Genomic DNA, 25,965 nt, shown 5'->3' on the forward strand with positions numbered 1-25,965 from the left:
GCCGTGCTCTGCGCTGCGGCGCAGCGCAGGCGGCTGCGCCTGTGGCTGGCGCTGCGCCGCTACAGCGCCGCCTCCCGCGGCGGGACGCCGGCCCGGGGCAGCGGCAGCGTCCAAAAGCAGTTTGCCGCAGTATCGGCGGCAATCTGGCCACAGCTGGACCGCTGCGTAGCCAAAAGGCAGCCGCAGCAAACAGCAAGGCAATACGCAGCAGCGCAAGCCGCTCTGCTGCCTGCCTCCCATGCCGAAGCCTTGCAGCGCTTCGTCACGTGGGATGACGCCGCCCGCTATGAGCAGCGGCGTGCCTGGCAAGCGCCGCTGCCGGAGGAGCTGTCGGCAGCGGCCGCCCTATTATGTGTCCGCAGGCATTCCGCGCGGCGCACATAAGCATCCAGGGGCAAGCCAAGCTTCATCAGCTTGCTCCACATCCCAAAGAAGCAGGCAGTCCACTAACAATACGGCTGCTTGCTTCTTTTTTCTATCCAATCCCGCCAGTCCACCACCAATCCCATGCATCCCCCGTGCTCCCTATGCTCAAACGACGCACAGACAAAAAAGCTAGTGATGAGAACCATTTTCAATTATAATAAAATGGTGTTTGATAGGACAGATAACGTTTATCTGTAACGGGATGTGAATGGAATGAGTCGTATGAATTGGAATGACCAACTGCTGCTGTGGCATGAAGCGACGGTTAAATTGCTTGATATCCGGCATATAGCTTTGGGGAAAAATGAAGAGCTGCGCGGCTATCTACTGCCATCCAGCGGTTTCATATGGGTAACGCGCGGACAAGCGCAGGTGACGCTGGATGGGACGAATTATGCCGCCCAGCGCTTTCATCTCCTGCATGGCGGCAAGGGGATGTGCCTTAACATTTTTCCTTCGGCGGATGTACTTGAATACGATATGATTTTTTATAAAGGGAATTTGGCGGGGCAAGGCAATCGAAAGCTTCAGCAGCTCATGGAGCACAGCAACCCTTTTCAAATCCAATATGGCTTTGCTCCTCAACACCCGCTTGCGATACATACAATTGTGCGGAAAATGGAAGAAAGCTGGGGCAAGCTAAGCATGCTGGACAGGCTGGGTGCTAAGGGTCAGCTTTATCAGTTTGTGCATGAGCTGATGGGCCAGCTTTCAGATCAGGGAATCGCTCCAATTGCGCCGGATCTGGTGCGGCAAGCCATGCGCTATATCGAAAACAACTACCCGGAGCCGATATCGGTTGAAGGTCTGGCCGGACTGCTAGGATGCAGCACCAGCTATTTGTCGCGTTTATTCAAAAAACAGCTGGCAACGACTCCGAACGACTATTTGATTAAAGTCCGCATGGATCATGCTCGTCACCTGCTTTCGGACACGCAAGCAACGCTGCAGGAAATTGCGGCGAGCATCGGGTATCCGGATGTGTATTATTTTAGCCGAGTGTTCAAAAAGCATACCGGACTGCCACCGCTTCGCTTCCGCTCCCGAGTCGCAAGCGGCAAATCAGTTCAGAATAATCCATTCCATCGTTCAGGGCAAGCCATTGTCCCCCATCCACCGCAAAGCTACAATTACAGTGATAATAATTATCAACTAGTTGGAGAGGGAGATTTAACGATGTATAAGGAATTAAAGTTGTCGGTGGCTGCTGTTATGCTGCTCTGCATGACTCTATTGTTCAGCGGCTGTGCAGGCTCCGCAGCGGTAAATGATCGCTCCATAACGGCAGAAGCGGCGGCAACGGGGGAAAACGGTGCGGTGCAGCAGGCATCGCAAACCAAGGTTGTGCAGCATATGTTGGGCGAGACGGAAATTCCGGTTAACCCGCAGCGAATTGCGGTAAGCGGCCTGGAGGATATTTTGCTGGCTTTGGACGCTCCTATTGTGCAGGCACAGGCGATGAAGGGCCAATATTTATATGAAACGCTGCAAGAGAGAAATATTCCGGCCATCTACACGCCAGACAGCTTGAACTACGAAGCTATTTTGGATGCGAAGCCAGACTTGATTATGGCCCATTTGCTGCCGACTGATAAAGAAAGCTATGAAAAATTGAGCAAAATCGCTCCAACGATCGTTTACGACCGTGGTGACTGGAAAACATCCATAGCGGCTATCGGCAAAGCCATTGATCGGGGGGAGCAGGCCCAGACGGTCATTAATGGGTACAATGAGAAGCTGGAGCAAACGAAAGAAGCCGTTGCGAAGGCTGTGGGCGCCAACCATTCCGTCGCGTTTATTCGGCCGTCCCAAAGCGATGTGCAAGTCTTTTTCCCGGCGTTCGTCTATACTAGCCTTGTCTACAAGGATGTGGGTTTGACTATGGATGCATCTGTCGCGGAATTAGAGCAGAAGGAGGAAGAGGGCATTTGGGGAGTAGGCGAGTCGCTGGAGAAGCTGCCCGAATTAACGGCTGACCATTTATTTGTGACGGTTGGCGGATCGTTTGATTCGGAGGAGGAAGCCCAGATGGCTTTGACTGAATTGGATGAAATCGAGCAAATGAAAGTGTGGCAGGAAATTCCTGCTGTTAAAAAAGGCAACGTGCATAAAGTATCAGCAAGACATTGGATGCTGAATGGACCAACAGCTGACAGCATGAAGCTGGACGATGTGCTCAATGCGCTCGTTAAATCTTAAAGCAACGCAGCAGCTATATAGGGGGCCTTCCGTCATGGAAGGTCCTTTTAACGTAATTATAGTACCTTTTTTATCCATATGAGGCGCTTCTCCTTTAAAAAAGACGGATTATCATCACTCAGCCTTGACTCGCTCAAAGCGCCTTATATATAATTACTACATTAATTGAGGGAGGCTCGGTAATGAACAAGCCAAATGAAATCATCATTGTTCTGGACTTCGGAGGACAATACAACCAGCTAATCGCACGCCGCATTCGTGATTTGGGCGTATACAGCGAGTTGCTGCCATTTAATACATCGGTTGAACGCATTCGTGAAATTCAGCCGAAAGGGATTGTATTCTCAGGAGGTCCAGCCAGCGTATACGAAACGAACTCGCCGCTTGTTGACCCGGCAATCTACGATCTGGGAGTTCCGATCTTTGGCATTTGCTACGGCATGCAGCTGATGTCGCATCAATTGCAAGGCAAAGTAGAGCGCGCAGGCAAACGGGAATACGGTAAAGCAGAGGTTGATTTTACGCCGGACAGCCGTTTGACGCAAGGCCTCGACGCTCGCCAGACCGTATGGATGAGCCACAGCGACCTCGTCGTAGAGCCGCCAGCAGGCTTCAACGTTGACGCAAGCACGGAGCATGCTCCAATTGCGGCAATGAGCAACCCGGACAAGCACTTCTATGCGGTGCAATTCCATCCGGAAGTTCGTCATTCTGTATTCGGCAATGAAATGATTCGCAACTTCCTCTATAACATTTGCGATTGTGACGGCAATTGGTCGATGGAGACATTCATTGAGGATACAATCCGCGATATTCGCGACCAGGTTGGCGACAAGAAGGTGCTATGCGCCCTTTCCGGCGGTGTAGATTCCTCCGTTGTTGCGATTTTGCTGCACAAGGCGATCGGCGATCAGCTTACTTGCATGTTTATTGACCACGGCTTGCTCCGCAAGGGCGAAGCAGAAGGCGTTATGGAAACGTTCGTGGGCAAATTCGATATGAAAGTGGTCAAAATCGATGCACAAGAGCGTTTCATGAGCAAGCTTGCGGGTGTTGACGACCCGGAGCAAAAACGTAAAATTATCGGCAACGAGTTCATTTACGTTTTCCAAGAAGAGTCGGATAAATTCGATGACTTTGAATTTTTGGCGCAAGGCACGCTTTATACGGATATCGTAGAGAGCGGTACTGCTACAGCCCAAACGATCAAGTCTCACCACAATGTCGGCGGCCTGCCGGAAGACATTAAGTTCAAGCTTGTAGAGCCGCTTAAAGCGCTGTTCAAGGATGAGGTTCGTAAAGTCGGTTCCGAGTGCGGCTTGCCAGATGCCATCGTATGGCGTCAGCCATTCCCAGGTCCAGGTCTTGCGATTCGGGTGCTTGGCGAAGTAACCGAAGAAAAGCTGACGATCGTACGCGAGTCGGATGCGATTCTTCGCGATGAAATTGCCAAGGCTGGCCTTGACCGCGAAATTTGGCAATACTTCACTGCGCTTCCGAACATGAAGAGCGTAGGCGTTATGGGCGATGCCCGCACGTATTCCTACACTGTAGGTATCCGCGCCGTTACTTCCATCGACGGAATGACAGCGGACTGGGCTCGTATCCCTTGGGATGTGCTTGAGAAAATCTCCGTTCGTATCGTAAACGAAGTGGACAACGTTAACCGTATCGTCTACGACGTAACGTCGAAGCCACCAGCGACTATTGAGTGGGAATAGTCATAACGCAGCATAATCAAAAAACTCTCTTTCTTTTGCGCTTAATGGCAATGGAAAGAGAGTTTTTTTTGAAAATATTAGAACGTATAAGTTTCACCCATATAATCGGCTTAAATTTTCACCCGCGAAACGGGAGCTTAGCCGCCAGAGGACGGCGACAGCCGTTTGCGCTTGATCAGCACCCATTAAACGCTTGTCACATGCTCCTCGCAATCCATAGAGCAGAAGCCGTGATGGGTCTCCTCGCAGTCCGGGCATACAATATGCTGACGGTGACAAGTATCATCGGCGCAGTTAATGTAGGTTTCCGCGGGAGCTTCGCAGTGATAGCATTTTCCGACGACGACAGCTTCATCCGTACGGTTAATGGTCACCGAAATCCGCTCATCGAACACATAACATTTACCATCGAAAAGCTTTCCTTGCACTTCCTCGTCTTTGCCATAGGTGACAATGCCGCCATCAAGCTGATAGACATCCTTAAAGCCTTCGCTTAGCATGACGCCAGTCAGCTTCTCGCAGCGGATACCGCCAGTACAGTAAGTAATGATCGGCTTGTCTTTCATATCCGCCATATTTTCGCGAAGCCATTCCGGAAATTCCTTGAAGGTTTTAAGATCAGGCCTGATCGCATTGCGGAAATGTCCAAGATCGTATTCGTAATCGCTTCGGCCATCAAGCACAATGACGTCTTCCCTTTGCAAATAGTCGTGAAACTCTTTGGGAGACAGATGCGTGCCGGTTAGCGTATTTGGATCAAGCGGTTTGTCGTAGCGGAGAGTAACGAGCTCCTTTTTGTAACGGACGAACATTTTTGGGAAAGCATGCTGATCGGCTTCGTCAATCTTGAATACCATATCGGCAAATAACGGATTGGAACGCAGGTCACGCATGTATTGCTCCGTTTGTTCAATCGTTCCGGAAACCGTGCCATTGATGCCTTCGTCCGCAATAAGAATGCGGCCTCGCACGTTTAATTCCTTGCAGTAAGCCAGATGTTCGGCTGCGAATTGCTCCGCATCGGGGATCGCAACAAATTTATAATACAATAAGACCTGATAGTTGGAAGGGTTGTTCATTGCCAAATTCCTTTCTGTAACTAAGTTGAGAACATATTTGGGAACATAGTATATTGTAATAGACATAGGACATGTTCACAACACCAACTGTGCTTATAATTACGTTAGGATGACATCGTTTTTTAATCCAATCAAGTCATTTTCTGCTAAATTTAGCTCGAAAGCACCTATAACTATGTATTTGAATGCAGGTGGAAATGGAGAATATGAAACTCGAGTATTACCTCAAGCTATTTCAAACCTTCGAGATACTGGAGAGGAAATGGATTAAGGATTGGAATCAGAACAATCAGGTGGGACTTTCAAAAAGTCATATTAGAATACTTGGAATATTAAATGACAAAGGCCCGCAAAGACCCTCTAAGCTGGCGGACGACCTAAACATAACGACGGGCGGCATAACGCTACTTACAAAAAAAATGCTTGATGACGGTTATATCATCCGGTCAGTGGGCCATCGGGACCGCAGAATGGTGCAGTTGGAAATCAGCGCTACAGGCAAAGACATTTTAGCCACAGCGCAAGAAGAAATTAATCGGCTCATGGAAAATATGTTTAATAAGATGACGCTGGAAGAAATGCAGACAATGGCTGCACAAAATTTTATGGACAAAGCAAGCTGGCCAATCTCATGTTCGCTAGAGAGCTTCAAAACAAGCTGCGTTCCAATCATTTAGATGTGGCAAGCGTGGCCTGTCACCCGGGAATATCCAACACCAATTTATTTTCCTTCGGTTCAGGAAAACAGGCCAACACATTCATGCGTATGCTTACGGGTCTATTAAGTCAGCCAGCACATATGGGAGCTTTACCTACCTTGTATGCTGCCACAGAACCGTCAATCAAGGGCGGGGAGTATATTGGCCCGGATGGCAGAGGAGGCAGGAAGGGTTATCCTAAGAGTGACGAGATCATTAATAAATTATACGCTGCCGATATTTCAAATCGGCTATGGAATATTTCAGAAAGCTTAACGGGTGTTTCTTACAAGTTCAACTAGGATTTGTATGCAAATCGGTATGCAAATCGGTATCGTGCTGTTACCTCATTTTTTGACGGACTGACGTTCCGCTATTGTGGCTTTTGAGGCGATTTTAGGCCGCAAGCGGACAGGAAAGCCGTTATAGCTCACATTATCCCGTCAAACTAACTAATAGCAGCGCATTAGCGTCTTCTGAGTCCGCAACCCATGCCGTTTCCTGTATTTTGGTTGAAATAGCTGCCGCTGTGTCCGCCAAGTTATTGCACGAAGCCGCCTTTCTGTAACAAAAAACTCCCTTCGTATGCGCTATACAGCAAACTGAAGGGAGTTTATTATTATTTTTGCTCTATGATGAGCTTACTAAGGAAATTGTAAAGGGATAAAATGGTTGAATATTCCCGCAGCTTTGATTTTTTCAGAGTCACTAATTTCGGTGGTGCACACACTTAAAACGATATAGCTTTGGCAAGTCGTTACTTTCTCAATAATCGTTGTGCCAAGCAAGTCCACACCCAAATTGATAATTACACTATTGTTTTTTTCTTTAATGTGCCCTTTCAGCCACTCAGCGTATTGCTGCTTGCTAGGTACTGTTAAAGCAGCTGCTACAAGTAGGAATAGAACGATGATAACCGTATATTTTTTCACACCCAACCATCCTTTTTAGAGCATAGTCATATTTGGAATCAATCGCGATTTCCCAAGCAGCCTCAAGGCATTACGGTGTCAATATTGTATTGGATTATGTTAGCATGTCTACAAGCATTATAGCTATTATAGCTAGTAAGCAACTTAAGAGGAATACATTTTTGGGATTTATTTGATTGTGGCAGTGCAACTTGCAAGCAGGACCAACACTGTAGGCAAGTTATAGATTTCTTGCCAGGGCTATTGAAAATAGGGAGGAGAACAAGAGTGAAAACATACAACAAGCTTGTGCGTGACAAAATACCTCAAATCATCCAAGCAAGCGGTAAGCATTGCAGCTTCAGGGTGCTTAATGAGGCTGAATATGAGAAAGCGCTAAAGGAGAAAATACAAGAAGAACTAAATGAGTTTCTTGAAGCTGGTGATCAGCAAGAACAATTGGAGGAGCTAGCAGATTTGCTCGAAGTTATTTATAGCTTTGCGCATAGCAAGGGTGTTGGAAGAGAGGACATGGAGCGTATACGAGAGAGGAAAAAGGAGGAGCGAGGAGGGTTTTATGAGCGTTTATGGCTTATGAATGTTTGTGACGATACATAAAATGCGAGAAATCCAAATCGGTACTATATTGTTTCTCAGGTGCGAATACATACATAATCCCATAAAATCCTTAGCGCATTCGCACCTTAAGAGAAGGTCTAACTATGATTTAACCATCATCATTTTGATTGCTTTGCCAGCCATTCCATAAGGGTGACGGCTTTGCCTTCAACCTTTACAGGCTTGCCATTATAGTCGCTCGACACTTCATTGTTCAGGACATAAATCCAGGACCAGTGCCCATTATATTCATAAGGACTGTTATTTCCTTTGCCTTTGACATACTGGCCGCTCAAATCGAGCACAGTGTCAAAATAAGAATAATGGACATTTGGTGCGCCAGCAGCAATGAGCCTCTTATAGGTAGGCGTTGTGTTCTTTGAAGTATCTACGGTTTGATCCGCTCCTGCGGCCGTAAACCAGATAGGGATATTTTTAAGCTGGGCGATATCTTTGTTTGTTAACCAAGAGTCCAAATAGGCCTCTGCCGATGGATAAGCAGCTGCAAAATAATTAGGGTTCGCAAGAAGCATATTAAGGGTCATAAATCCGCCATTCGAACAGCCGCCAATATAAATTCGCTTCGGATCAATATTCGCCTTATTATCCTTGACATATTGTTTGATTAAAGCCGTCAAGGCGTTCGTATACATGCTGCTGCCATCTTGCGTATATTGCCCCGTTCCGTTATTCATCCAGAAGGTAGGTGTTTGTGGTACGAGAACGGCCGCATCGCCAAAAAATTTCTGTACAGCAGCTTCAGCTAATGCCGTTACCCGGTTGCCCAAAAGAGCAATTCGTGGATCGGTTCCCCCTTCTCCAGCCCCATGCAGCCAGATGATCAGCGGGAGCTTCTTCTCATTGGTGTCAGGCAAATAAGAAGCATAGGTAAGTGCAATGTCGCCATGCTTAGCGTCTTTATAATCAAATTTTCCCGTTAGATCAAATTTGTCAACGGATTGCTCGATAACCGTATGCGGGGTTTCCTGCGTCGTCGTCAAATCAGTGATTACATTGCCAGTGGCGTCCTTGAGCGCTTTCTGCTGAATAATTGTATATTGAAGGTCTACATATTGATTCGTGAAGGTCTGCAGATCAAAGTTAAATGTGCTTGCGGCAGCCAGATCAGGGTGGACGCTCATTTCAATGGTAATGTATTGGCCTGTTTGTTGGTCTAGTTTGTTGCCTTCCTCGTCTGAAAGGTAGGTATTATTTATGTTTCTGCTGCCGCTATCGAAGCCATCATAGGAGCTTTGGGTTTCGAAGTTAAACATGGGATAATTGCGCTCCACCATTACCTTGAAGCTGTCCTTAGTCAGCGAATTCCCTTGAATGTTGCTTCCTGTGTTCAAAACGATTTTATGCACGCTTGGACCCCAGTCAAAGCCTTTCACAACTAATGAGTACGAAGGCTGCTTAGATTCGGAGCTCGAATTGTTTGCGCTTACATTTGTGAGCGCAAAATTGGTTGAAGTAACCGCCAAAACAAGCAGGCTGGAAAATAACCCTTTATTCATCTTCATCATCATTCTCCTCCAGTTCGATGAGTTACTGTATGTAAGCGTATCACCTCAACCATAAAATGACAATATGATTTGAGGACTAAGTGACACTCATTATTTTACAATTCAACGTGCTAGAAATGATTCATAAATAATCTTCGCAAATTCATATCTATTTAAGGTTGCATGTCTATAATTAATATTGTTCACATCAATATGGGACAGAAATGAGAGGCTACCATTATGAAAAAGACGTTAGCAGCAAGTATGCTGATGATCAGTATTATGTTCAGCAGCACATTGGCGTCAGGCGCAGCAGCATCGGACAACTTGAATCGACTACAAGGCAACCAAAGTTCAATCGCGAGCGCACAACCAGATGGAGCAGACAACCCTGCTTCCAAATAGGCGAGTACACCTTAACGATTGCAAAATAGCCAAAAAAGACTGATGAGCCGTCATCAGTCTTTTTTGTACGCATTTCTATTTGTACGCATTTATAGAGGAGCCGCACACAGGAGCTGCTAGCCGCTAGCCCCTGCCTAATCCCCGCGAGACAGATGAACATAAAAGCTTGTTGATTCGCCAACTGTGCTTTTCGCGTAAATTCTCCCCTTATGCTGGTCAATGATGGACTTGGCAATCGCCAGGCCAAGACCGTAACCGCCTTGCTTGCGCGCCCGGGAGGAATCGGTTCGGTAAAACCGGTCAAAAATGCGGGTCAGCTGCTCGGCGGCAATACCTTCACCAGTGTTGGTGACCGCCAGCACGACATCGTTTTGCTGCTTCTGGAGCGACATCTTAACCGCTCCCTTGGCGCTTGTGTATTTGACCGCATTGTCCAGCAAAATCATGACGACTTGCTTGATCTGCTCACTGCTGCCCTGCACCATCAAATCTGGCTCAATCTCATAATCCAGAGACACATTTTTTTCGAATATGACTGCTTCCATCGTTAAAATAATATTTTCAACCGCATCACTCATATTGAACTTTCTGTAGACCATGCTTGATCGGGCATCATCCATTTCCGTTAAATACAGCAGGTCATTGGTCAGTTTCGTCATTCTTTCCGTTTCTGATTTGATGTAGTGCAGCCACTTCGCTTGATTGTGAATGGTATCCTCACTGTTGGAGAGCAGCACATCCGTATTGGTGTTAATGATCGTAAGCGGTGTTTTCATTTCATGCGAAGCGTCGGCAATAAATTGCTTTTGTTTATCGAACGCTTCTTTCACGGGCCTGATCGACTGATTGGCGAAAAAACGGCTTGTGAAAAACAAGATGATCAGCATCGCGAGCCCAACGACAGAAAACGTATAAATTAAATTGGTCAAAATATCTTGCTGGGCAGTGACGTCAAGGAAAACCAGATTATAGCCTTCATTCGTCTGCTGCTTGAGAAAAGCCCAGTGGCTCCCATCCAAGCTGAACTGTCCGGTGTTTTTAGTGACCGTCGAAGCTTCCTGCACCGCAGCGGCATAAAAATCACTGTCCATTTCAAATGGTGAAGTCGTGCTTGTAATATTCCACTCGGCATCTGTTTTCAGCGAAAAAGCAACCGAACGCTCCGGCCGTGAATCTCCATTACCCATTGGCCCGCTATCCATGGGACCACTGTCTATAGCCCCGTTATCTATAGGTGCAGAAGGAGAATCGCCCTTGTGCCTGCCAGAGGGGGAAGAATCAGAACCACCAGAAGGCTTCTGATAAAAATCAGCTACCCGGTGAATCTCATCATTAATATCTGTCTTCACATTCCGGTACGTAATGACGTAAATAGAGGCGAAGGCGATCAGCATGACGACCGAAATGATGACCAAATTCACGATAAGAAACCGATTTCTGAGCTTTGTGAACATTAGGGAGTCACCTCTAATACATACCCCACGTTTCGAATCGTGTTAATGCGTACGGACGAATGCAGGAACGTAAACTTTTTCCGTAAAAAAGAGATATAAACCTCCACGTTGTTGTGCTCCGCTTCTGAATCAAAGCCCCAAAGCTTCTCAATAATCAGCTCCTTGGAGGTGATCGCCTGCTTCCTGACGATCAGCAGCTCGAGTAGAGCACTTTCCTTTAAATTGAGCTTTATTTCTTTATCTTTAACGGAAAGCTTCAAATTTGATGTGTTTAATTCGATATCCCCGAACTTTAAGGCATCCTCCGGCAGCACCTCGCCTTTGCGTCTTAGTGCAGCCCGTATTCGGGCAAGCAGCTCCTCAGATGAAAAAGGCTTGGCGATATAGTCATCCGCCCCCTGATCAAGTCCGGTCACCATATCGGTAATTTCCCCTTTTGCGGTCAGCAGAATGACGGGGGTGGATACGCCCTCTTTACGAAGCTGGGTCAATACGCTGATTCCGTCCATTTCAGGCATCATAATATCAAGCAGCAGCAAATCATAAATGCCGCTCCGCGCATAATCGAGCCCGGAAACGCCATCATGGACCGCATCAACGGCGTAATGATGCTTCTTTAATATTTGGCTTAAGGCTTCAGCTAAATGAAGCTCATCTTCTACAATTAAAATTCTCATGGCGAGTCATCCTTTATAAATAGGTTGTGTCCCATTATATCAGGATTACCTTTAGTCAACCTTAATGTTTGCAGCGGAAAGGGTAATGGCGATCGTAAGCCAAGCTTTTCATGCAGTGAAGTCCCATTTTCACCACTTTTTTAAAAATTAAAATTTTGTAAATTCATTTAAGTTTCGTTAAAGGTTTGGGGACTAAGATACGAATATAGCAAGCGAGAACAAGGCGCAAACAACGAACCAGATCGCCAAGCGAATAACATGCGAGACCAAATAGAGAGGATTTGAACGATATGGCCATTGAGGTTTTCAACCGATACGAGAACAAATATTTGCTTGATAGTGTTGCCTACCGCAATTTCTACCTTCAACTGCTGGAATATATGGAACTGGATGATTACAACAAGCAGCATGAATTTTACTCCATCACCAACTTGTATTATGACACCGAGCATGATGCCTTGATTCGCAACAGCCTGTCCAAGCCGAAGTATAAGGAAAAGCTGCGCCTGAGAGCTTACGGTACTCCTAAAGAGGATGCGAAGGTTTATTTAGAAATTAAGAAAAAGGTATTCGGTCTCGTTAACAAAAGAAGAACGGGACTGAAGCTGAACGAAGCCTATGAATTTGTCCGTACGGGACTTCAGCCGGAGCTGCAAGGGTACATGAACAAGCAGGTGCTGCATGAAATTACATATTTTCTTCAGCAATATGAATTGCAGCCTAAAGTGTATCTGGGCTATGACCGTAAAGCGCTATTCAGCAAAGAGAATCGTGACCTCCGCATTACCTTTGATACGAACATTAATTGCCGACGATATGACTTGTTGCTTGAGAGCGGCAATTATGGCGAACCGCTGCTGGAGCCTGGACAATGGCTCATGGAAGTGAAGGCAGAGAAGACGATCCCGATGTGGCTGTCGAGAATGCTGTCGGAGCATCAGATGTATCGCACAAGCTTTTCGAAATACGGCAATGAATACAAAAAAATGCTGAAAAACAGCAAGCTAGAAATGGAGAGTGTACTATATGCTTGATTCTCTTTTTTCCACAACGCTCACGACAACGGATTTGACCTTTAGCTCAGCCGTTATCACGATTTTGTTATCCCTTGTTCTTGGCGGAATGATCAGCTACACCTATATGAAAACGAACCCGAATGGCTATTCGCAAAGCTTTACACTGACGATGGTGCTGCTGCCCGTCATCGTAGCCATTATCATTTTGCTTATCGGCAGCAATATCGCTAGAGCGTTCAGCCTTGCAGGAGCCTTCTCCATTATCAGGTTCAGAAGCGCACCGGGCGACCCTAAAGACATCACCTTTGTATTGTTCACCATGGCAGCAGGACTTGCCTGCGGAGTTGGCTCATTTGGTTACGCAATATTGTTCACGATTATCCTTTGTGTACTCATGGTTATCCTTAACCGCGTTAAATTTGGCGTAAGAAAGACGCTGCAAAAAGTATTGAAAGTAACAATCCCTGAAAATCTGGGGTATGAAGAAGCGTTTGCTGAAGTTTTTGCCCAATTCAAAGTGGGTTACGCGCTTAATAAGATTCGGACAACTGAACTAGGCAGCTTATATGAGCTGGTTTACACCGTTACCATTGATGAACAGACGAATCAAAAGGAATTTCTCGACGCGATTCGCTGCAGAAACGGCAATCTGGATATTTCCTTAACGATGAGCCCGACCACGTATGATTATTAAGCAAACCAAACCCGAGAGGATGATTCATATGAAAAAGAATAAATTTCGCGAGATGCTAGGTGTTTTGCTCATTTGCTCGGTCGTATTATCGGCTTGCAGTACTACATCGCAAGCATCAACAACAACAGCAGTTACTACATCAGCCACCACCGCAGCAGCTGCGGCGAGTTCACAAAGCAGCGAGACCACAACTGCTGTGCCAGCCAGCATTGCCGTATCGGATGTAGTGACGTTTGATGAGGCGGACAAGGCGGTGGATTGGAGCGCCGAGACGTCGACGGCCATTAAGCTGAACGGAACAAGTGCAGCTGTTACCGGCTCAGGAGCAAAAGCTTCGGGCAGCTCCGTAACGATTTCGGCAGCAGGCACCTACGTTCTCAGCGGCACGCTGAGCGACGGGCAAGTTATCGTAGATGTACAGGATGATGGAGACGTTCATCTCGTGCTTAATGGAGCTGCCATTCATGATAACGACAGCGCTGGAATCTACATCAAGGAAGCGGGTAATGTAGTCATTACGCTGCAAGAAGGTACGGAAAACACGATCTCCGATGGTGAAACCTATGTATTCGCGGATGCTGCAACGGATGAGCCAAGCGCAGCTATTTTCAGCAAAGCGGATCTGGCGATCAATGGTACGGGCAAGCTGACGGTAGTCGCAAGCTACAATGATGGAATCACAAGCAAAGACGATTTGAAAATCGTATCTGGAACCATCGACATCACGGCTGCGGATGACGGTATTGTCGGTAAGGATATGGTTGCTATTGAGGAGGGCACGGTAACGATTGAAGCTGAAGGAGACGGTATTAAATCGACCAATGATACCGATGAGGGCCGTGGATTTATCGCCATTGCGGGTGGAACGTTCAATATTGAAGCTGGCAATGACGGCATTCAAGCTGAAACGGCGCTGATTGTGGATGGCGGCACCTTCAATCTCGTAACAGGTGGAGGCAACGTGAACGGTGAAGTGAAGCAGGAGGAAGGACCAGGCGGCATGGGCATGCAAAGAGGCGGAATGAACGCCAATTCGGCAGCCGGAACATCCCAAGGCGCAGCGGCGACAGCCACTACGGAAACGACGGAAACCGAGTCAACTAGTGCTAAAGGGCTGAAGGCGGGCGGAGACATGACGGTCAACGGCGGTACGTTTACGATTGATTCGGCAGATGATGCTTTGCACAGCAACAGCAATGTGACGGTAACAGACGGCGAAATGGATATCGCAACTGGTGATGACGGCATCCATGCCGACGCTCTGACAACGATTTCCGGAGGAACGATCAACATCACGAAGAGTTACGAAGGCATTGAAGGAGCAAACATTACGATCTCTGGCGGTGAGACGCATGTCGTTGCTTCCGATGACGGCATCAATGTAGCAGGTGGCAATGATGAGGCGAGCGAGGCGGCAGGAGGCCGGGCAGATCAGTTTAGCGCATCCTCCAGCAACCTGCTTACGATTAGCGGTGGATATGTAACCGTGGATGCAGCAGGCGATGGACTTGACTCGAACGGCTCGATTACGATGACGGGCGGTACGGTTATTGTGAATGGACCAACGGGCAACGGCAATGGTTCATTGGATTACGATGGCAGCTTTGACATTAGCGGAGGAACGCTTGTGGCAGCAGGAAGCTCAGGAATGCTCCAGGCCACAGCTGACGATTCCAGTCAATTCACAATCGCGATGACGTTCTCTGAGGCTCAGCAGGCGGGTACGCTAGTCCATCTGCAAGATAGCGACGGCAACACGATTATGACCTTTGCGCCATCGAAAAACTATCAAGCTGTAGTGATTAGCTCACCGGAGCTTGCGCAAGGCGGTTCCTACACCCTCTACACAGGTGGAAGCTCGACCGGCAGTAATACAGATGGCATGTATACGGATGGCGACTATACAGGTGGAACAAAAGTGACCGATTTCGAAGTATCAAGCAGCGTCACTTGGTTGAATGAATCCGGCGTAACGACTGCCAGCAGCGGAGGCGGCTTCGGCGGTGGTGGAGGTGGAGGCGGAAGACCTCAAGGCGGAGGCCGATAATAACGGAAACAGATAAAAAAATGCCCTTTCGGACATCTTATCCGAAGGGGCATTTTTTGCCGTTAGCCGTATTTTCTTCAAACGCTTTCATTTTCGGAAGGCTGCGATTAAAGGGACGGAATTAAGGCCGTTATCAGAAAATTCGCAATGAAAACCGAATGATTAAAGAGCGCCTATTGTAAATGTTCGTTTTAAATCATTGACAAACAAGGAAGCAATTGATTAAAATGAGTTTCTAAAAATAGATGCATCAGTGCGCAGTATAATTTGACTTTGGGAGGCTAGGGAATAGCGATGGAACGATTTTTTCGCTTGAAAGAGCATGGTACGAACATTCGTACAGAGATTATGGCGGGACTTACGACCTTCATGACCATGGCGTACATACTGGCTGTTAATCCGATTGTGCTCACACCAGCCGGATTTGACTGGGGAGCCGTATTTTTGGCCACGGCACTGTCAGCAGGTATTTTCACGATTGCCATGGGGCTATTCGTTAATTTCCCCGTAGCTCTCGCGCCCGGAATGGGGCTTAATGCGTATTTCGCAGCTACGGTTATTTCTTCACAGGCGACTGGAAAACCGATTTCCATCGCGATGGGACTTACAGCGGTTTTTATTTCGGGTATTATTTTTATTATTTTGACCGTCACTCAAATCAGGCAAATGCTGATTACAGCCGTGCCAGACAGCCTTAAACATGCGATTACCGTCGGTATCGGCTTGTTTATCGCGATTATCGGCCTGAAGGGCAGCGGCATGATGACGATTGCCGTTTCCAGCTTCACGGACATTAGCAAGGGTGCTTATACCGACGTATCGGGCTCGGAGACGGTCATTCACCTCGGCAGCCTGCACAATGGCACGGTAGCGCTCACGGTTGTGGCGCTGTTCATTATCGGGATTATGATGGTGCTTCGCATTCCTGGGGCGATTTTGTGGGGTATTCTGCTCACGACGGCCATTGCGATTGTTATCGGTCAGGTGAACGTCAGCGAGACGCTGAGCGGACAAACATGGGTGCCTGATTTTTCAAAAATGAATTTATTCCACTTTGATTTCCCTGGCGTGCTGGAAGTCGGCCTTGTGACCGTCATTCTGACGTTTACCTTCGTCGAGCTGTTCGATACCTTCGGAACGCTTGTCGGCACGGCGAACCGCGCTGGCTACATGAAAGATCCGGTGGAAGGCAAGAAGCGCATCGGCAAAGCGATGTTCGTCGATGCTATCGGCGTTAGCGGCGGCGCAATGCTCGGAACGAGCACAGTGACAGCGTTTGTGGAAAGCTCCTCCGGTATCGCGCAGGGCGGACGTACAGGCCTTACCTCGGTTACGACAGGTATCTGCTTCCTGCTGGCTGTGTTCCTCTCGCCGCTCGTTGCGCTTGTGCCTCCAGCAGCTACGAATGCGGCTCTCATTATTGTCGGCGTGCTGATGATGCAGTCGATCAAGGAAATTGATTTTTCGGATATGGTTTATGCGATTCCGTCCTTTTTGACGCTCGCCTTGATGCCATTTACGTACAATATTGCGAACGGCATTTCGTTCGGTATCGTATCGTACGTTGTATTGGCCTCGGTTGCCAACCTGTCAGGCAAAGCCAAGGAAAAATATCAAATTCACTGGCTCATGTGGATACTCGCCGTGCTCGTCATCGGGCGCTACGTATTCATGGGCGGCGAATAAACGACGAAAAGCGTTCAACCCGCTCGTGCAGCAGGGTTGAACGCTTTTTTTTCGTTTAATAAGGATAGAGAAATTCGTACAAGCCATTACTTGAAAAATAGGAAGCTCGTTGGCAGCTTGCGGAGCTGGCGATCGGAAGGACTATTAATGACGCTGCCGTTCCAGATCAGCGACGAGGAGCCGCCGCCATCGAGATTAAAGCCGTTAACGGCGCCGTAGCGCTTAAGTAAAATTTGCAGCTCCTCAAGCGTCGCGCCGGAGCTGCCATTCTCGTTATAGCCATCGGCGACGAGAAGAAGCAGCTGATTGTCCTTATAGTTCGCGATGACCGTGCGAGGTGCGCGCTTCGGGCTGTTTTTCCACTTGTCGGGAATCGGCATGGCGGCACCATTTTGCAGCAGAACAGGCACGAACGAAGCGCCAAACTTCATGTGCTGGCTATCCAGCTGCGCCTTGCTCGTGAACTTACCGCCGACGAGCTCGTTATCCTCGTTCAAGCCGACAAAAAATAAATCGGCAAACGATGGCTCAAAGCCATTCACATATTCGCCGTCAATCATCGTCGTGCTTAGCGGGTAGCGAACGCCCTGAGCGTCTGCGAAGCCTCCGGCATTGATGCCGATGTACGCGCCGAAGCGTTTCACCGCTGCGAGCGTCGTCTCCGCGCCGCCATATTTGTCTCCACCGAGCGACATTTTCATCGCATCGTCTGATTTCAGCTCGATTTTCACCGCGTAGCTTTGAAAGTTTTGCGTCTTGATACGGAAGAGCTGGGCGCGAAGCTTGTCCGTATTAACGGTAGCCGACGGCGCTCCAAGCTTGCTCGTAATAAGCTGGTCGTAAATATCAAGCGGTATGCGGGCTTGGGCAGCTGCGGTGCTGGCGATCTGCTTCATTTCCGCATTGGTCCGGTTATACAGCGTAATTTCCTTCTTAATCAGCTTTCCCGTCTGCTCGGCTGTTGTACGAGCCTGCTCCAGTCCCGCCGCTGTCTTCGAGGTGAAGGCTGCGGGCACTTGACGCTGCGCTTCAGCCTCGTGAACGGGAAAAGCAGTGGTGGACAGCTCAACGGCTACCTCTGACAGCAGCAGCCAAAGCAGCATGCCAAGAAAAGGGGTACACGCGAGCAGCATCGTCCTATTGAGTGCTTTTACGGATACATTCATTTCAACACATCCAGATTTTTTTGCAGTTCGTTCAGCTTCTTCTTCACTTCATTAAGCTGGGTATACAGCTTGTTGCTGTTGTCGGTCTTGGAATCGGCGTTATCCTTCGTAAAGGTCAATAGCTCATTCAAGGCATCCACCTTCGCATCGAGCTGGGCCAGCTCTTCCTTATAGGAAGCCTCCAGCTTGTCCATCCGCTGCGTGTAGTCCTGCTGCATCGCCGCGATTTGCGCGGACGTCTGGCGCTCCAGATCAGCAGCGACGTCGCGCTGGATTTTGTCACTGTACCATTTGGCGCCCATAATGCCGCCGGAAATGAGAAGGATCCAGACGATAACGAATACGAAAAAAGCGCGATTGCTCCGTTTGCGCCGCCGCAGCGGCTCATGGTGGCTGGTAAGCTCAGCTTCTTGCAAGTTGCTCATATTTTAACGTTCACCTCATTTTGAAAGTCATATTGTGTGCTGCAACGAGGCTGAACGAACTGCGATCGTAACCTGACTTGTACGGCTATAATATTGGACGGAAAAAAAGCCATTTTGTTGCGCGTGTCACTACATTGTAACAAAGAATAGGGCGCAGGTCTTGTTGTCCTTTTGCGAAGGCTGGCAGTTGAGGTATAATAAGGGTCAGGCGATTGTATAGCAGCAGCGGCTGCAGCAAGCCTGTAAAGGAGGCTGTATAGACATGTCAGTTGAGTTTAATGAAACCCAGAATGAGTCACCAACATATGAAAAGGCGATATTCGCCGGAGGCTGTTTCTGGTGCATGGTTTCTCCATTCGAGGAGATGCCCGGCATTATCGAGGTAGTATCGGGCTATACAGGCGGTCATGTGCCGAATCCAACCTATGAACAAGTCTGCTCGGAGACGACAGGTCATACCGAAGCGGTGCAAATTACATTTGATCCGGCGATTTTCCCCTATGAGAAGCTGCTTGATGTTTTCTGGCAGCAGATCGACCCGACTGATCTGGCTGGCCAGTTTGCGGATCGCGGCAACTCGTACCGTCCCGGCATCTTTTATTATAGCGAGGAACAACGGGAGAAGGCGGAAGCCTCGAAGAAGGCGCTTGATGCAAGCGGCCGATTCGATAAGCCTGTCGTAACGCCGATTGAACCGGCGCAGCCTTTTTATTTGGCGGAAGATTATCATCAGGGCTTTTACCGTTCAAATCCGCAGCGCTACAAATCTTACCGTAAAGGCTCTGGACGTGAGGATTTCCTCGCAAGCCATTGGCAATATAAGAAGAGTCTGGGAGAGCTGAAAGAGCGGCTGACGCCTATTCAGTTCGAAGTGACGCAAAACAGCGGCACGGAGCGGGCATTTACCGGCGAATATTGGGATCATAAGGAAGAAGGCATCTATGTGGATATCGTATCGGGAGAGCCGCTGTTCAGCTCGCGCGACAAGTTTGATTCAAGCTGCGGCTGGCCTAGCTTTACGAAGCCGATTCAGGAATCGAAAGTAACGGAGCACCGCGATATTAGCCATTTTATGATCCGTACGGAGGTCCGCAGCAAGGCGGCTGATTCGCATCTGGGGCATGTTTTTAATGATGGCCCGGGACCAAACGGCTTGCGCTACTGCATTAATTCCGCAGCTCTGCGTTTTATTCCAAAGGATCAACTTGAGGCAGAGGGCTATGGCGAATATGCGGCCTGGTTGAAAGCTTAATTTGAGGAATGGGGGAATGGGCATGCAAGTGGAAGAGGCTATAAGGGGAAGACGTACAATCGGAAGGGTCAAGCAGGACCCGATTGATCGCCGTCTCATCGAAAAGCTGCTGGAGGCGGCCAGTTGGGCGCCTAGTCACCATAATACGCAGCCATGGAAATTTATCGTCATGACAGGAGATGGACGTGCCAAGCTGGGCGAAGGGTATGCGCGTGTTGCGCTTGCTTCGCTTGAGACCGGCATCGGTACCGCTTTGGAAGACCGCTTGGCGAAGGAGCGCTCTAAAGCGTATCGTGCCCCTGTCGTCATTGGCGTCGTATGCTCGCCGGCAGAGGACCCGCGCGCTGTCCATGCGGAAGAGCTGGCGGCGGCGCAAGCCGCTGTGCAAAACCTGCTGCTCGCTGCCCATGCGAATGGGCTGGGCGCCATCTGGCGCTCAGGCGAGCCGATGTACCATCCGCTGATGAAGGATACATTTGGCCTTGATGCGGAGGAGCAGTTTGTTGCCCTCATTTATCTCGGATATCCAGATATGCAGCCGCTGGAAGCGAAGCGGACGTCCGTTTCTGACAAAACGGTATGGCTGGAAGGGTAATTATCTTTCAAACAATCGAACGAATGGAATGATGTTCCGTATAGCCGAAGGCCCAAGCCTTCCTGAACCGCATTAGCATGCGGGGAGGGGAGGCTTTTTGGCATGGAATAGCAGCTTCAGGACACTTAAGCCGATAAAAAGGTCGTGAAACTGGCAGTGATAGGTCGTCCAAGCGGCGGCACATCGAGGGAAGGCCAGACTACAATGAAGAAAAACAGATGAGCAGCCTGGTGAATAACCTAGAGCTTGGCCACTGCCCTTCCAGAGGAGGAACTGAATATGCTATTTTCTAATCCTATATTAAGCGGTTTTTATCCTGATCCGAGCGTGTGCCGTGTCGGGGACGATTATTACCTCGTGACGAGCTCGTTTGAATATTTTCCAGGCGTTCCGATTTTTCATAGTACGGATTTGGTCAATTGGCGGCAAATCGGGCACTGCCTGACGAGAGAAAGCCAAGTCCCCCTGCACGGCAGCCCAAGCTCCAGAGGGATTTTTGCGCCGACACTGAGGCATCACAATGGGCGCTTCTATATGATTACGACGAATGTATCGGTAGTCAAAAATTTTTACGTTTGGGCTGACAGTCCGGAGGGGCCTTGGTCGGATCCGGTATGGCTGGAGGAATGGCCGGGTATCGATCCATCGCTGCTCTTCGATGAGGATGGGAAAGTATATATAACGGGAACGAGCGTCATGTTTGGCGGTGAGCTTCCGGGCATTTATCAGGCAGAGCTGGACTTGCAGTCGGGCCGCCTGCTTAGCGAGCGGAAGCTGATCTGGAAAGGAACAGGCGGTTCCTTTCCAGAAGGGCCGCATCTTTACCGGATTGGCGAGTGGTATTATCTCATCATTGCCGAAGGCGGCACCGAATACGGGCATATGGTAACTGCGGCGAGGAGCAAGGAGCCGTATGGCCCGTTTGAAGGCTGCCCGCATAATCCGATTTTGACGCAGCGCAGCACCGATAACCCGATCCAGGCAACCGGACATGCCGAGCTTATCCAAATTTCTGAGCAGGAATGGTGGGCGGTGTTTCTTGGCATCCGCCCGATTGGCTACCCGGCGGCGCATCATTTGGGCCGCGAAACGTTTGGCGCACCAGTGACTTGGACGGCGGACGGCTGGCCGATTATTGGAAACCATGGCCGGGCGGCATTAGAGCTGGAGGCGCCGTCATTGCCGCTCAGCGAGCGGGAAGCGTGGCAGGAGCTGGATGATTTCAATCAACCGCAGCTCGCGCTAAGTTGGAATTTTTTGCGGAATCCGAGCGAGGCAAGCTGGTCGCTTTCGGAGCGTCCAGGCTGGCTGGCGCTGCATGGCAGCGCCCATACGCTGGACGATATAGAGTCGCCTGCATTTGTTGGGCGGAGGCAGCAGCATTTTAAGGCGAAATGGTCGACTTTAATGGCATTTCAGCCACAGCAGGACGGAGAGGAAGCGGGGATGACGGTGCTCATGAATGAGCGCTACCATTATGAAATTGCACTCGTCAGGCTGGAGGGCAAAAATCAGGTGATTTTGCGCCGCCGGATCGGAAGCCTGTGGAAAATTGAGCATTCGGCGGATTACAACGACTCTTTTATCGAGCTTGGCATTGCAGCAAATGAAACCCATTATACGTTTACCTACTCAGTACCGGATGGGCAGACGCATGTATTAGGAACGGGAGAATGTGCCATGTTATCCAAAGAGGTAGCTGGCGGCTTTACAGGGGTGTATGCTGGACTTTATGCAACGGGAAATGGAAAAAACAGTACAGCGCCAGCGTATTTCGACTGGTTCAAATATGAAATAGAGGCATAGCAGGAAGCGTATGGCAGCTGGGAACGATTTTCGACAAGGTTTTCGACAAATTTCCCGATAAAGATTGATCTTCCTTCCTAGAGCGTGCTAAGTTTCATGATAATGGCGTTGAAGCTTTGGCTCATTATCGATGTAGTCGCGGAGAACGGAGGGCTTGTGGATGAACAGTCGATTGAAAATTTTATCGTGGAGCTCGATCCGAACGAGATTGATCACCAGCGTTCTGCTGTTTACACTGCCGCTCATCGTATTACTGCTGTATAACAGCTTTTATTCGATTGATGTCGTGCGCAATCAGGTGGCCAACTCGAACCGGAATATGATGACCTTGTATATGGATCAGATCGACCAGGGCTTGGGGGATGTTGATCAATATGTGAATAGCATCGCCGCTGTTGATCCGGATTTGCTCGTAATGGGCACGACAAGGCAGCCGGATGAATATTATATGGCGAAAATCAGCCTGTCCAACAAGCTGTCGCAAGCGCTGGCGATTTATAAAAGCATGGATGCTTTTTTCGTATATTCAGATCAGGAGAAGGAATTAATGCTTAGTCCGCAAGTGGGCAGGCCGTTTGGAGAACGGGAAGGAATGCGGGGATTTTTAAATCAAGTGATGCTGGACAAGGAGAGCAACGGGAGCCTCCTGCATACCGCCGATTGGAAAATTGCGCAGTTGAATAATCAATTTTATATTTATCATATCGTGGAATCTGGCGGCAGCTATATTGGCGCCTGGGTTAATGCCAATCGATTAATTGGCGGGCTGGGATTGATTGATTTGGGTGAAAAGGGACAGTCGCTGTTGACGACGAGCGATGGAATCCCGCTAACGACGTCTAGTCTGTTTCACGATCATGGCATTGAGCTCAATCACAGCTTGGCTAATTATTATATGACCGGGGATAAAACCCGGTTTCTTGTCGTAGGCGCCCCTTCGCTTCGGGGGGATTTTAATCTGGTAGCCGTCATACCGGATGAAAAAATACTTGAAAATCTCCCTTATTTACGGAGCCTGATCACCTTAGTCGCGCTGGGCTCGCTGATCATTTTACCGCTTGGACTGCTTATGCTGCGCCGGGAAATATTGCTCCCTCTGAACCGGATTTTGGCGGCGATGAAGCGGATACGTGAAGGCAATCTGGACGTCCGAATCAAGGCCGCACCTAGCGCCGAGGAGTTCAAGCTGGTTAATGAAACGTTCAATACGATGATGGCGGATATTCAGCAGCTGCGAATTGATGTATACGAGGAGCAGCTGAGCAAGCAAAAGGCGGAATTGCAGCATTTGCAGCTGCAAATCAATCCCCATTTTTTCATGAATTCTCTGAATATGATGTACAGCCTCGCCCAGGTGCGCAATTATGAGCTGATTCAAGAGCTGACGCTGTGTTTGGTAGGCTATTTCCGCTATATGTTCCGCAGCAATCTCAACTTCGTTTCCTTGAAACAGGAGCTGGATCATGTAAGCAACTATGTCCGCATTCAGGAGCTGCGTTATCCGGACAGCCTGACAAGCAGCATCGAGGCGCCTGATTATATGATGAATGCCAGCCTGCCGCCGCTCATTATTCAGTCCCTTGTTGAAAATGCCGTAAAATACGCCGTAACGCTGGATGAAGCGGTGCATATTCATATTCACATTGAGCTTCTGGATACGACCGATGAACCCAAAATGCGAATTGTCGTGCAGGACACAGGCAAAGGCTTCGATGAAGAGGTGTTGAAGGAGCTTCAGGAAGGACGGAAATTGATTAGGGAACAAGGCGGACAGGTCGGCATTTGGAACATTTGCGAACGACTGCGGCTGCTCTATGAAGGCCGGGCGCAAATATCATTCGCCAACGCTCACGGTGGAGGGGCGATTGTTGAAATCATCCTGCCGATGAATGCGGAAGCGGAACATAGCTAGCGAAAGGGGAGTTTACATGTATTCGGTACTCATAGTCGATGATGAAGTGCATGCGGTCAAGGCGATTGAATCGGCCATCGATTGGGACAAGCTTCAAGTAAGCGAAGTGTATACCGCCTATAATATCCGCCAAGCGAAGGAAATATTCGATCAGCAGGCCATCGATTTGATGCTGTGCGATATTGAAATGCCGCAGGGCAGCGGCTTGGAGCTGCTGGAGTGGGTACGTGAGAAATACCCGAAGACGGAATCGGTGTTTCTGACCTGCCACGCCGATTTTGAATTCGCGAAGCAGGCGATGAAGCTCGGCAGCCTTGATTATATTCTCAAGCCGATTCCCTATGCGGAGCTGGAGAAGGTTATTGTCAAAGCGACCGATAAAATCAATAAGGACAGCGAGCTCGCCCAGTTCAGCGAATACGGGCAATATTGGTTTAAGCAGCAGCCGATTATGACGGAGCGGTTTTGGCTGGACATTTTGAACCAGACGATTCCAGCTTATGAAATCTCCATTAAAGAGGCGGCAACCGAGCGTTATTTGCCTTATATGGAGCATTTGCGGCATTTGCCGATTCTGATCTCGGTTCAGCGCTGGCGCAAGAAGCTGTCGGTGCGCGATGAAAAAATTATGGAGATCGCTCTGCGCAATGCGGCGGAGGAGACGATTTTGAATCATGGCGCTAGCGGGCATTTGGTGCAATGGGAAAAAGACAAGCTCGTTGCGCTGCTGCCGCTGGACATCAATGCCGAGCCGGAGCTCGCGGCTTTGCGAGACGCCTGTTCCTTGTTTATTTCGGCGTGCAATGCCTATTTCTATTGCGATCTTTCCTGTTACATTGGCGAGCCCGTGCCTAGCTACCAGCTGTCGGCGATGGCAAGGCGGCTAGCCGGCCTCGATCAGAACAATGTTGCGCTTAGCAATATCGTTTTGCATACGAGCGGCAGATCAAGCCAGACGCCAGAGATGAAGCTGCCCGATTTAAGCCTGTGGGCCGTGCTGCTGAAGGAAGGCTCCAAGGACAAGCTGCTCGCGGCAATAGACGCTCATCTTAAGGAGTGCATTCGGCTGGGAACGCTTGATGCGAAGCGGCTGCATACATTCCATCAGGATTTTCTGCAAATGATGTATTATATGCTCCAGTTGAAGGGCATTGGGGCCCATCAATTGTTTGGCGATGACGAGTCCATTGAGCTGTCGGGCCGGGCGAGCCGTTCGGTGACGGACATGTATGCCTGGATCGATCATATTGTGACCAAAGCGGCGGATTATGCGAAGTCTGTTGAAGAGACCCAGACGGTAGTCGAGCGGGTCATTGCTTATATTAAGCTGAATCAGAACAAGGAAATTACGCGCGAGGAGCTGGCGAATCATGTGTTTTTGAACCCTGACTACTTAACGCGTATTTTCAAAAAGAAAACAGGCTTGTCCATTTCCGATTATTTGCTCAATGAGCGTCTGCTTGTAGCGAAGGAGCTGCTGATGAAGACGGATATGCCGGTCAGCGCGATAGCGGTTCACGTAGGCTATGCGAACTTCTCGCATTTTTCAAGGATGTTTAAGAAGTACGCAGGCGTCAATCCGCTGGAATTCAGGCAAAACTATGAGCTCGAGCAGCAGCGCCGTTGAAATGGTCGGAAAACGCTTACCAAAAAGTCGTCTGCGGGGCAGTAGC

At 48.9% G+C, this 25,965-nt stretch carries 24 protein-coding genes and 1 pseudogene; 15 read left to right on the plus strand and 10 right to left on the minus strand.

Going from position 1 to position 25,965, the window contains the following annotated elements; genetic code table 11:
• The coding region (locus tag ABEW34_RS29590) for a hypothetical protein (RefSeq protein ID WP_430164722.1) at positions 1-309 on the minus strand (309 nt) is incomplete at its 3' end.
• Between the two features lie 39 nt (positions 310-348).
• Positions 349-513, minus strand: a complete 165-nt coding sequence (locus ABEW34_RS29595; protein WP_430164725.1) for a hypothetical protein — start codon at positions 511-513, stop codon at positions 349-351.
• A gap of 126 nt (positions 514-639) precedes the next feature.
• Between ABEW34_RS29595 and ABEW34_RS29600 the strand changes: the two genes are divergently transcribed.
• The gene (locus ABEW34_RS29600; RefSeq protein WP_430164727.1) at positions 640-2,625 is read left to right on the plus strand and encodes a helix-turn-helix domain-containing protein; all 1,986 of its coding nucleotides are present in this window, start codon (positions 640-642) and stop codon (positions 2,623-2,625) included.
• Between the two features lie 182 nt (positions 2,626-2,807).
• Complete coding sequence (gene guaA / locus ABEW34_RS29605) at positions 2,808-4,346, plus strand: glutamine-hydrolyzing GMP synthase (RefSeq protein ID WP_430164729.1); 1,539 nt, start codon at positions 2,808-2,810, stop codon at positions 4,344-4,346.
• A 185-nt stretch (positions 4,347-4,531) separates the two neighbouring features.
• On the opposite strand, the gene ABEW34_RS29610 is transcribed toward guaA, so the two are convergent.
• Positions 4,532-5,425 (minus strand): rhodanese-related sulfurtransferase, encoded by an 894-nt coding sequence (locus ABEW34_RS29610; protein WP_430164732.1) that lies wholly within the window; start codon positions 5,423-5,425, stop codon positions 4,532-4,534.
• Between the two features lie 206 nt (positions 5,426-5,631).
• On the opposite strand from ABEW34_RS29610, the gene ABEW34_RS29615 reads away from it, so the two are divergent.
• Positions 5,632-6,102, plus strand: a complete 471-nt coding sequence (locus tag ABEW34_RS29615; protein ID WP_430164735.1) for a MarR family winged helix-turn-helix transcriptional regulator — start codon at positions 5,632-5,634, stop codon at positions 6,100-6,102.
• Positions 6,057-6,425 (plus strand): hypothetical protein, encoded by a 369-nt coding sequence (locus ABEW34_RS29620; RefSeq protein ID WP_430164738.1) that lies wholly within the window; start codon positions 6,057-6,059, stop codon positions 6,423-6,425. The genes ABEW34_RS29615 and ABEW34_RS29620 overlap by 46 nt, the downstream gene beginning before the upstream one ends.
• 71 nt (positions 6,426-6,496) lie before the next feature.
• Here the strand turns inward: ABEW34_RS29620 and ABEW34_RS29625 are convergent.
• A pseudogene (locus ABEW34_RS29625) lies at positions 6,497-6,553 on the minus strand (lipoprotein); the annotation flags it as partial.
• 214 nt (positions 6,554-6,767) lie between these two features.
• A complete protein-coding gene (locus ABEW34_RS29630) occupies positions 6,768-7,055 on the minus strand; it encodes a hypothetical protein (protein ID WP_430164742.1) in 288 nt (95 codons plus the stop codon).
• 267 nt (positions 7,056-7,322) lie between these two features.
• Here ABEW34_RS29630 and ABEW34_RS29635 point away from each other — a divergent pair, with 267 nt between their 5' ends.
• Entirely contained in the window at positions 7,323-7,652 is a 330-nt protein-coding gene (locus tag ABEW34_RS29635) for a nucleoside triphosphate pyrophosphohydrolase (protein ID WP_430164745.1), read from the plus strand.
• A gap of 119 nt (positions 7,653-7,771) precedes the next feature.
• On the opposite strand, the gene ABEW34_RS29640 is transcribed toward ABEW34_RS29635, so the two are convergent.
• On the minus strand, positions 7,772-9,175 hold the full coding sequence (locus ABEW34_RS29640) for a prolyl oligopeptidase family serine peptidase (protein WP_430164748.1): 1,404 nt from the start codon (positions 9,173-9,175) through the stop codon (positions 7,772-7,774).
• Between the two features lie 222 nt (positions 9,176-9,397).
• Here ABEW34_RS29640 and ABEW34_RS29645 point away from each other — a divergent pair, with 222 nt between their 5' ends.
• A complete protein-coding gene (locus ABEW34_RS29645) occupies positions 9,398-9,562 on the plus strand; it encodes a hypothetical protein (protein WP_430164751.1) in 165 nt (54 codons plus the stop codon).
• A gap of 134 nt (positions 9,563-9,696) precedes the next feature.
• Here ABEW34_RS29645 and ABEW34_RS29650 read toward each other — a convergent pair whose 3' ends face one another.
• A complete protein-coding gene (locus tag ABEW34_RS29650) occupies positions 9,697-11,016 on the minus strand; it encodes a sensor histidine kinase (RefSeq protein ID WP_430164753.1) in 1,320 nt (439 codons plus the stop codon).
• On the minus strand, positions 11,016-11,693 hold the full coding sequence (locus ABEW34_RS29655) for a response regulator transcription factor (protein WP_430164756.1): 678 nt from the start codon (positions 11,691-11,693) through the stop codon (positions 11,016-11,018). Before ABEW34_RS29655 ends, ABEW34_RS29650 begins: the two co-directional genes overlap by 1 nt.
• Before the next feature lie 290 nt (positions 11,694-11,983).
• Between ABEW34_RS29655 and ABEW34_RS29660 the strand changes: the two genes are divergently transcribed.
• The 4 genes from ABEW34_RS29660 to ABEW34_RS29675 all read left to right on the plus strand — a co-directional run bounded on the left by ABEW34_RS29660 (position 11,984) and on the right by ABEW34_RS29675 (position 17,136).
• Positions 11,984-12,727 carry a polyphosphate polymerase domain-containing protein gene (locus tag ABEW34_RS29660; protein ID WP_430164759.1) on the plus strand — a complete coding sequence of 248 codons (744 nt, stop codon included), beginning with the start codon at positions 11,984-11,986 and terminating at the stop codon, positions 12,725-12,727.
• Positions 12,720-13,403: a DUF4956 domain-containing protein gene (locus tag ABEW34_RS29665; RefSeq protein WP_099517144.1), complete on the plus strand. Its 684-nt coding sequence runs from the start codon at positions 12,720-12,722 to the stop codon at positions 13,401-13,403. Before ABEW34_RS29660 ends, ABEW34_RS29665 begins: the two co-directional genes overlap by 8 nt.
• 28 nt (positions 13,404-13,431) lie before the next feature.
• Positions 13,432-15,450, plus strand: coding sequence for a carbohydrate-binding domain-containing protein (locus tag ABEW34_RS29670; RefSeq protein WP_430164762.1), 2,019 nt, complete (start codon positions 13,432-13,434; stop codon positions 15,448-15,450).
• A gap of 294 nt (positions 15,451-15,744) precedes the next feature.
• Positions 15,745-17,136, plus strand: coding sequence for an NCS2 family permease (locus tag ABEW34_RS29675; protein ID WP_430164765.1), 1,392 nt, complete (start codon positions 15,745-15,747; stop codon positions 17,134-17,136).
• Between the two features lie 86 nt (positions 17,137-17,222).
• Here the strand turns inward: ABEW34_RS29675 and ABEW34_RS29680 are convergent, their stop codons facing one another.
• Together ABEW34_RS29680 and ABEW34_RS29685 are read right to left on the minus strand one after the other, a co-directional pair.
• Positions 17,223-18,302 (minus strand): phosphodiester glycosidase family protein, encoded by a 1,080-nt coding sequence (locus tag ABEW34_RS29680; protein WP_430164768.1) that lies wholly within the window; start codon positions 18,300-18,302, stop codon positions 17,223-17,225.
• Positions 18,299-18,727, minus strand: coding sequence for a hypothetical protein (locus ABEW34_RS29685; protein ID WP_430164771.1), 429 nt, complete (start codon positions 18,725-18,727; stop codon positions 18,299-18,301). The genes ABEW34_RS29680 and ABEW34_RS29685 overlap by 4 nt, the downstream gene beginning before the upstream one ends.
• A 262-nt stretch (positions 18,728-18,989) precedes the next feature.
• Here ABEW34_RS29685 and msrB point away from each other — a divergent pair, with 262 nt between their 5' ends.
• From msrB to ABEW34_RS29710, 5 genes are all read left to right on the plus strand, one after another.
• Positions 18,990-19,979, plus strand: a complete 990-nt coding sequence (gene msrB / locus ABEW34_RS29690) for a peptide-methionine (R)-S-oxide reductase MsrB (protein ID WP_430164774.1) — start codon at positions 18,990-18,992, stop codon at positions 19,977-19,979.
• Positions 19,980-20,001: 22 nt separating this feature from the next.
• Positions 20,002-20,574, plus strand: coding sequence for a nitroreductase family protein (locus ABEW34_RS29695; protein ID WP_430164777.1), 573 nt, complete (start codon positions 20,002-20,004; stop codon positions 20,572-20,574).
• Positions 20,575-20,853: 279 nt separating this feature from the next.
• Positions 20,854-22,380 (plus strand): glycoside hydrolase family 43 protein, encoded by a 1,527-nt coding sequence (locus tag ABEW34_RS29700; RefSeq protein WP_430164779.1) that lies wholly within the window; start codon positions 20,854-20,856, stop codon positions 22,378-22,380.
• Between the two features lie 160 nt (positions 22,381-22,540).
• The gene (locus ABEW34_RS29705) at positions 22,541-24,292 is read left to right on the plus strand and encodes a sensor histidine kinase (RefSeq protein WP_430164782.1); all 1,752 of its coding nucleotides are present in this window, start codon (positions 22,541-22,543) and stop codon (positions 24,290-24,292) included.
• 16 nt (positions 24,293-24,308) lie between these two features.
• The gene (locus ABEW34_RS29710) at positions 24,309-25,919 is read left to right on the plus strand and encodes a response regulator (protein WP_430164785.1); all 1,611 of its coding nucleotides are present in this window, start codon (positions 24,309-24,311) and stop codon (positions 25,917-25,919) included.
• Positions 25,920-25,965 lie beyond the last annotated feature (46 nt).

The organism is Paenibacillus algorifonticola (assembly GCF_050481745.1).
In the GTDB taxonomy this organism is placed as follows: Bacteria; Bacillota; Bacilli; order Paenibacillales; family Paenibacillaceae; genus Pristimantibacillus; species Pristimantibacillus algorifonticola_A.